At 59.5% G+C, this 6,769-nt stretch carries 8 protein-coding genes; 3 read left to right on the top strand and 5 right to left on the bottom strand.

Annotated elements, in window-relative coordinates; genetic code table 11:
• The first annotated feature begins 182 nt into the window (after nucleotides 1-182).
• Entirely contained in the window at nucleotides 183-614 is a 432-nt protein-coding gene (arfB, locus tag BN874_RS02930) for an alternative ribosome rescue aminoacyl-tRNA hydrolase ArfB (RefSeq protein ID WP_034430743.1), read from the top strand.
• Nucleotides 611-1,015, top strand: a complete 405-nt coding sequence (locus BN874_RS02925; RefSeq protein WP_034430738.1) for a YchJ family protein — start codon at nucleotides 611-613, stop codon at nucleotides 1,013-1,015. Before arfB ends, BN874_RS02925 begins: the two co-directional genes overlap by 4 nt.
• Here the strand turns inward: BN874_RS02925 and queE are convergent.
• From queE to BN874_RS24160, 5 genes are all read right to left on the bottom strand, one after another.
• Nucleotides 1,012-1,659, bottom strand: coding sequence for a 7-carboxy-7-deazaguanine synthase (gene queE, locus BN874_RS02920; protein WP_034430737.1), 648 nt, complete (start codon nucleotides 1,657-1,659; stop codon nucleotides 1,012-1,014). The genes BN874_RS02925 and queE overlap by 4 nt on opposite strands.
• A gap of 3 nt (nucleotides 1,660-1,662) precedes the next feature.
• On the bottom strand, nucleotides 1,663-2,751 hold the full coding sequence (locus BN874_RS02915; RefSeq protein ID WP_034430736.1) for a 6-carboxytetrahydropterin synthase: 1,089 nt from the start codon (nucleotides 2,749-2,751) through the stop codon (nucleotides 1,663-1,665).
• Nucleotides 2,748-3,431, bottom strand: coding sequence for a 7-cyano-7-deazaguanine synthase QueC (gene queC, locus BN874_RS02910; RefSeq protein WP_034430735.1), 684 nt, complete (start codon nucleotides 3,429-3,431; stop codon nucleotides 2,748-2,750). The genes BN874_RS02915 and queC overlap by 4 nt, the downstream gene beginning before the upstream one ends.
• A gap of 32 nt (nucleotides 3,432-3,463) precedes the next feature.
• A complete protein-coding gene (gene queF / locus BN874_RS02905) occupies nucleotides 3,464-3,877 on the bottom strand; it encodes a preQ(1) synthase (RefSeq protein WP_051497346.1) in 414 nt (137 codons plus the stop codon).
• 116 nt (nucleotides 3,878-3,993) lie between these two features.
• A complete protein-coding gene (locus BN874_RS24160; RefSeq protein WP_051497345.1) occupies nucleotides 3,994-4,413 on the bottom strand; it encodes a hypothetical protein in 420 nt (139 codons plus the stop codon).
• A 340-nt stretch (nucleotides 4,414-4,753) separates the two neighbouring features.
• On the opposite strand from BN874_RS24160, the gene BN874_RS02895 reads away from it, so the two are divergent.
• Nucleotides 4,754-6,757: a FecR domain-containing protein gene (locus BN874_RS02895; protein WP_051497344.1), complete on the top strand. Its 2,004-nt coding sequence runs from the start codon at nucleotides 4,754-4,756 to the stop codon at nucleotides 6,755-6,757.
• Nucleotides 6,758-6,769: the final 12 nt, after the last annotated feature.

The following is a 6,769-nucleotide window of genomic DNA, read 5'->3' as shown; positions in this document are numbered from 1 at the left end:
CTCCTGTAAATTTTCCTGTGATTCGCACGACGGGTTGGGTGAGTACAACGCACACCTCTCAGCAAGATCAAAGAGTTAGATGAAGCCGATGTTCTAGCCCAGGCCGCAAATCATCGCCATCACAGGAAAATTTACAGGAGGACAATTTCAAAGATCTGATGCGAGAAGCCCGGCCCGCCACCATGATCATCGTCACCCCCGTTATCCAGCTTGACGAAAACGAACTGCAATTCCAGTTCAAACTGGCGTCCGGCCCTGGCGGCCAAAATGTCAACAAGGTCGCCACCGCAGCGGAACTGCGCTTTGACGCGGCGCATTCGCCGGCGCTGCCGGACGACGTGCGGGCGCGATTGCTGACCTTGGCCGGGAGCCGGATGAACAAGGACGGGGAACTGCTGATCACCGCCCGGCGCTTTCGCAGCCAGGAACGCAACCGGCAGGACGCCATTGATCGCCTGGTCGTTCTGATTCAGAAGGCGGCGGAAATTCCCAAGCCACGGCTGAAACTGAAGCCTTCCCGCGCCGCCAAACAGCAGCGGGTGGCGGAAAAGCGGCGCGTCGGGGAAAAGAAACAGACCCGCCGGCCTGCCGGATCATCCGGGGATTATGATTGAATCCCGGCGCACTCTGCCCCTGCGGATCGGCGAAGCCGTATAACGCCTGCTGCGGCCCATTCCTCGACCACGCTCAACTACCGGATACCGCCGAGGCGCTGATGCGTTCGCGTTATTCGGCCTATGTTCTGGTGCGGGAAGATTATTTATTGCGCACTTGGCATGAATCCACCCGGCCCCAATCGCTCGATTTCGACAACGCCGAAGCAATAACCTGGCTGGGTTTGAAAATTGTCCACGCCGAAGCGGGCGGCACCAACGATCAGCAAGGCATGGTTGAATTCGTGGCGCGTTACAAGATTGGCGGAAGAGCACATCGAATGACTGAAACCAGCCGCTTTATTCGGGAAAACGGCCAATGGTTTTATCTGGACGGCGCACTACCGCCAATGCTGACTTAGGGAATCCCCAGCAGCTTGTGGGTTTGTAAACTCAGCCGCCATTGCGGATGGCGCAGGCAATACGCCAGTGCCGCTTGGGTGTGAGCCTTCTGGTCGGGACCGTCCAGCGGTTGCAGGAAGAACACTGCGAAATCCAGCCCGACGAACCGCTCCGGTTGCGCCTCGGCTTCGACCTGCGGATAGACCAGCTTCAACTCATCACCTTGAGTGATTTGCAATGGCGCAGCAGCCTTGGGACTGACGCAAATCCAGTCCAGGCCCGGTGGCGCGGGCAGGGTACCGTTGGTTTCTACCGCCACTTCAAACCCGCAGGCGTGGAATGCGGTCATCAGGGGTTCATCCAGTTGCAACAGCGGCTCGCCGCCGGTGCAGACCACATAGGGTACCGCGTGCGGCAGATCAGTCACCGGCCAGCGCTGCGCCACCGCCTGAGCCAGATCGGTGGCGCTGGCGAATTTCCCCCCGCCCGGCCCGTCGGTGCCGATAAAGTCAGTGTCGCAAAACCGACAAAACGCGGTCGTGCGATCTGCTTCCCGTCCGCTCCACAGATTGCAGCCGGTAAAGCGGCAGAACACTGCCGGTCGTCCGGTTCGGGCGCCCTCGCCCTGCAAGGTGTAGAAAATTTCCTTGACCGCGTAGCTCATCGCTTAGCCCGGCAGGGCCGGACCCTCCTCGCCCCAGCACAGCACCGCGCCACAGCCGGGCGTTGAGTCGAGATCGATGCGATCCAGCTCCGGGAGCGAGGAGGCTAACCGCTCGCGCAACCAGATCAGCAGTTGCGCCAGCGTGGGTTCGGTCAGTCCGGCCAGTTGGTCCAACCGCTGGTGATCCAGTTGCTGGTACAGCGGCTCAAACCGGGCTTTGACCTCGCCGTAATCCACCGTCCAGCCTCGCAGCTCATCCAGCGGCGCGGTCAGATGCAGGCGCACGGCATAGCTATGGCCGTGCAAGCGGTGGCGCGGGTCGTCGCTGGCGACGCGGCGCAGGCACAGCGCGCTCTCGAACCGCAGTTCCTTCCAAATCCGGTAATGGCGTCCGTCGTAATGACAGCCGGCGGTAGCCGTTTCGTACACCGTGACCCAGGATAACGGCGGCAGTTGCGGCTTCAATCGATCCCATAGCCAGGCGGCCAGTCTCTCGCTGGTCGGATTATCCAGTCCCGGCAGATCGTTAAGGCAGTGGTGATGCAATTGGCTGTGCAACGGCGCCCACACCACCGCCAGATGATCGTAATCCACTCCGAGATCCTGGCCGCTTAGATCCTGATCGGCATGGAGAATGACTTCGAAGCCGTGACCGTGCATCCGCCCACAGGGATGACCCAGCGGCACGTTGGGGAGTTGGTGGGCGGCTTCCAGACGGAAGCGACGCCAGACATGAGCGTGATCGCGTCCGTCCAGATCTACTCCCTGATCGCGGGTGCTTTGAATGCCTACCCGATCCAGGCCGGGCCTATGCAGGCGCTCCCGCAGCCAGCGGGCCAGATTTTCGTCGGTCGGGATCGGGATCAGGTCGTTGAGCAGCCGATAATCCAAAGCGGCAACCTCGGCGACCAGTCGCTGCTCATACTCTTCGGCGTCGGGAACCGGGGATGCGGCGGGAGAGATTTCGGCGCGAATCCGGGCCAGAAAGCCATGGCCGTGCAGCCGTCGCGCCCGATGGCCTTCCGGCAGGCACTCGACCTGACGGGCGGCTTCAAACGGAGCCGCCGCCGTAACATACTGCCGGGAGTTCACTGATTTAGTCCCCGGAAGCGCGCCAGCAGCGGATCGGCAATGCCGGCTTCAGCGAAACCTTTGGCGCGCAACAGGCAGGCGGGACATTCGCCGCACGGCGGTTGCTGGCCGTTGTAGCAGGTGTGGCTGTAGGCCAATGCGGGCAATGCGCCCAGCGCTTGCGCCAGCCGCACGGTATCGGCCTTGGATTGAAACATCAGCGGAGTGTGAATGGTGATTGCGCATTCCATGCCCAGGCGCAGCGCCTGCTCCAGCGCGTGGAGCGTGGTCTCGCGGCAATCGGGATAGCCGCTGTAGTCGGTCTGGGCAACGCCGGTGACCAGATCGCGAATCCCGCGTGGATAGGCGAAGGCAGCGGCAAAGGTCAGGAAAATCAGGTTGCGCCCCGGTACAAAGGTGTTCGGCAGCGCGGTTAGCGGGTCTACGCCGGTCTGCACTGTAATCACGGCGTCGGTCAGGGCGTTACCGCCCAATGCGGCGAAGGTGTTGATCGGCAGAATCGTATGCGCCACCCCCGCCAGCGCCGCTATCTGCTGGGCGCAGTCCAGTTCGATCCGGTGGCGTTGACCGTAGTCGAAGCTCAATGCTTCAACCTGATCGTGACCAAAACGGTGCAGCGCCCAATACAGGCAGGTGGTGGAATCCTGTCCACCGGACAGGACGACGAGGGCGGTACTCATTGAAGATTTCTCGGAATGCGGGCGGTGCGAGGTCAGGCGGATTCGCCGCTCAGGCGCACCTTCGGCTTGATGGCGATGCCGCCCCGGGGCAAAAAGTCGCCGCAAACTTCCAGCCAGCGCGGTTGCAATAGATCGAACAGATCACGGGCGATGCGGTTAATCCCGTCCTCGCTGAACGATCCCTGATTGCGGAAGCTGTACAGATAAAGTTTCAGCGACTTTGATTCCACCAGCCATCCTTGCGGGCTGTAGCGGATGACGATCCGGGCAAAGTCCGGCTGGCCGGTAATCGGGCAGAGACAGGTAAATTCGGGACAGTCCAATTCCACTTCATAGGCGTTCTGAGGATAGCGGTTGGCAAACCGCTCCAGCAGTTGCGGGCTGTATGCTCGCGGATAGTCGGTAGCAGACTGACCCAACAGCGTCAGACCTTCGATTTCAGGCATGGGGGATTCCGTAGTTGATGATGGCAGGATGGTAGGGACAACGCGGGAAGATGCCAAGGGTTTGGTTTGACCTCTTCCCGTGCGATTTTCGCGGGCTAAAGCACGCTCCTGCCGACTTACCAGTCCTCGTAATACCCGCCACGGCTACCATTGTTACAGTTGTAATAGGTTCTGCCGTCCACGACGACTGATGTGCAACGTCTGGGCGGCGGGGAGTACACCACAACGGGTGGCGGTTCTGATGCGACCAGCGCCGAGCCAATAATCGTGCCGACCGCCAGCCCGACGATGCCCGCGCCGACCGCGTTGCAATTCCAACAACCACCGCCGTAGTAACCGCCGCGATAACCACCGCGATAACCCCCGTGGTAACCACCTCGATAGCCGCCGCCACCCCCACGATAACCACCGTAACCACTGCCGTAGCCCCCGCCACGATGACCGCCGCCATTATCCCAAGCACTCGCGTCGTGCAGGGGCATCAGTGCCGCGATAGCCGTCATGGTTGCCAGTATTAAATAACGGATTGCTTTCATCTTGTTTCTCCTTCCGAACGGTTCGGTTGTTGCGCCGATTGATTGCCAAAGTCAACCTCTCTTAACGGATTAGACACCGTGCCTTGAGCATTATTTTAGCTATAGCGCATTCCTGTTGAATCCCGCCTGAATAAATCCCGCTACGTCGCGCCCGTTCCGAGTGGACACCGATTCCCTCGCTTGCACAGCGTATGTGGAATTCGTCGTAGCACGGGCATCTTGCCCGTGAACTGAACACGGGCAAGATGCCCGTGCTACATCTACAACCGGAGCAAAAAAACAACAATTTGCTATACTAAAAACAACAAGCGCCAAGCTGGCAGATAAGGGTGAAGAAATTATGATTTCAACGCGGGTGTTCTCTGTCCGTTGGTTAACCCGATTTTACCTCCTGTTCCTGCTGCTGGTGTTGCTGCCGATCTATGCCGCGTGGGCGCAGGACGCGGGCGAGGTGGTCAGCATCCAAGGCAGCGCCGAAGTGCTGCGCGATGGCCGCTGGCAGCCGCTTCGTAGCGGTGAAGCCTTGGCGCCGGGCGAAATCGTGCGCACCGGCGAGGGCAGCCGGGCGGCGATCCAGTTGACCAGCGGCACTCAGATCAAGTTGAACGCCCGCAGCCAGTTGGAATTGAAACAGATCGCGCCGCCTTCGGAGGGCTTCGTGCCGACCGCGACCCAAGTGGTGCAAAGCCTGTTGCGGGTGTTGAGCGGTGAAATCTGGGTGCGCAACAGCGGCGAAGCGCTGGAAATTCAAACCGTGCCCGCGACCGCCACCATTCGCGGCACCGAATTTAATCTCGCGGTCGGTCCCGGCGACTCGGCGCAGTTGGCGGTTCTCAATGGTCTGGTCGAATTCAGCAATCCCCAAGGCAGCGTGCTGGTGGCGGCCAATGAACAAGCCGAGGTGAAGCTCGGTGAAGCGCCGCGCAAATCGGTGTTGCTCAACCCGCTCGATGCGGTGCAATGGTCGTTCTACTATCCGGGTCTCAGCGACCCGGCGGAGGGCGATCCGAGCCGCCGCGCTGATCCAAACTCCTCCCGCTATTGGACTCAAACCGCGCAGCAGCATCTCCTCCACGGTGAGGTGGCTCAAGCGCGGCAGGCGCTGGATCGGGCGTTGGCGCTCGATCCCAATGATGCACTGGCCTATGGGCTGCGTTCCAACATTGAACTGGTGCAAAACCACACCGCGCCGGCGCGGGCTGACGCTGAGCGAGCGGTGGCCGCTGATCCGTCCTCATCCGCGGCCTGGCTCAGCCTGAGTCTGGTCAAACAGGCCGAGTTTGATTTGGCGGGGGCACTGGCTGCGGCCCGGCAGGCGGTGAAACTCGATCCGGAGAATGCACAAGCGCTGATTCAGGAAAGTAGTCTTTTATTCGGCATGGGCCGGTTAAGAGAGGCGTTCAAACTGGCGCAACGGGCTAGAAAACAAGCGCCGAATGATGCCTTTGTTAATACCGTCTGGGGCTTTCTGCAACTGGCACGTTTTCAGATTGAGCCAGCCCGCGCCGCATTTGAAGACGCGATTCGGCAGGATTCAACCTTGGGATTACCGCATCTCGGTTTAGGGCTGGTACTGTTTCGGCATAATCAGACCGAGGCGGCAGTTGCAGAAATGCGCAAGGCGACGCTGCTGGAGCCGCAGGTGTCGCTCTATAACAGCTATCTCGGCAAGGCGTTTTATGAAGTAAAACAGGATCGGCGGGCGCAGAAGTATTTGGAGAGAGCGAAGCAACTTGATCCGCATGACCCTACGCCCTGGCTCTACGACGCCATTCGGCTGCAAAGTATCAATCGCCCGATTGAAGCGGTGGAAAATCTGCAACAGTCGCTTCAGTTGAACGATGACCGAGCGGTGTATCGGTCGCGGTTATTGCTGGACGAAGATATAGCCACCCGCGAAGCCACTTTGGCAGGTATTTATGAAAATCTCGGTTTCGGGCAACTGGCTCAGGTCGAGGCAACCAAATCGCTGAGTCTTGATCCCACTAACTATTCAGCGCACCGCTTTCTGTCCGACAGCTATGCTTATCGCCCGCGCTACGAAATCGCCCAAGTCAGTGAACTGCTGCAAGCCCAGCTTTTACAACCGATTAACATCAATCCGATACAACCGAGTCAGGTCGCAACTAATCTGAATATTCTGGCCCGTACCGGTTTGTCCACCATGGCCTTCAACGAATACATGTCTTTATTCGAGCGTGACCGGACGCAACTGTACGTCTCTGGAACCTTGGGCAATAACCGTACTGGGGCGGATAAGGTCGTAGTATCAGGGGTGAATGGACCCTTTTCCTACAGCAGTTCCCGGTCTCTTGAAAAGCTCAATTTAATCAATGTATTATAGAAGGTGTTTGTT

Origin of the sequence: Candidatus Contendobacter odensis Run_B_J11 (assembly GCF_000531125.1) — a bacterium.
Lineage (GTDB): Bacteria > Pseudomonadota > Gammaproteobacteria > Competibacterales > Competibacteraceae > Contendibacter > Contendibacter odensensis.
This window is presented reverse-complemented; position numbering and strand designations above follow the sequence as displayed.

Excerpts from the sequence above, each read along its gene's own strand:
- arfB (WP_034430743.1), top strand. The coding sequence starts at position 183 with ATGATCATCGTCACCCCCGTTATCCAGCTTGACGAAAACGAACTGCAA.
- queE (WP_034430737.1), bottom strand. The coding sequence starts at position 1,659 with ATGAGCTACGCGGTCAAGGAAATTTTCTACACCTTGCAGGGCGAGGGC.
- queC (WP_034430735.1), bottom strand. The coding sequence starts at position 3,431 with ATGAGTACCGCCCTCGTCGTCCTGTCCGGTGGACAGGATTCCACCACC.
- queF (WP_051497346.1), bottom strand. The coding sequence starts at position 3,877 with ATGCCTGAAATCGAAGGTCTGACGCTGTTGGGTCAGTCTGCTACCGAC.
- BN874_RS24160 (WP_051497345.1), bottom strand. The coding sequence starts at position 4,413 with ATGAAAGCAATCCGTTATTTAATACTGGCAACCATGACGGCTATCGCG.
- BN874_RS02895 (WP_051497344.1), top strand. The coding sequence starts at position 4,754 with ATGATTTCAACGCGGGTGTTCTCTGTCCGTTGGTTAACCCGATTTTAC.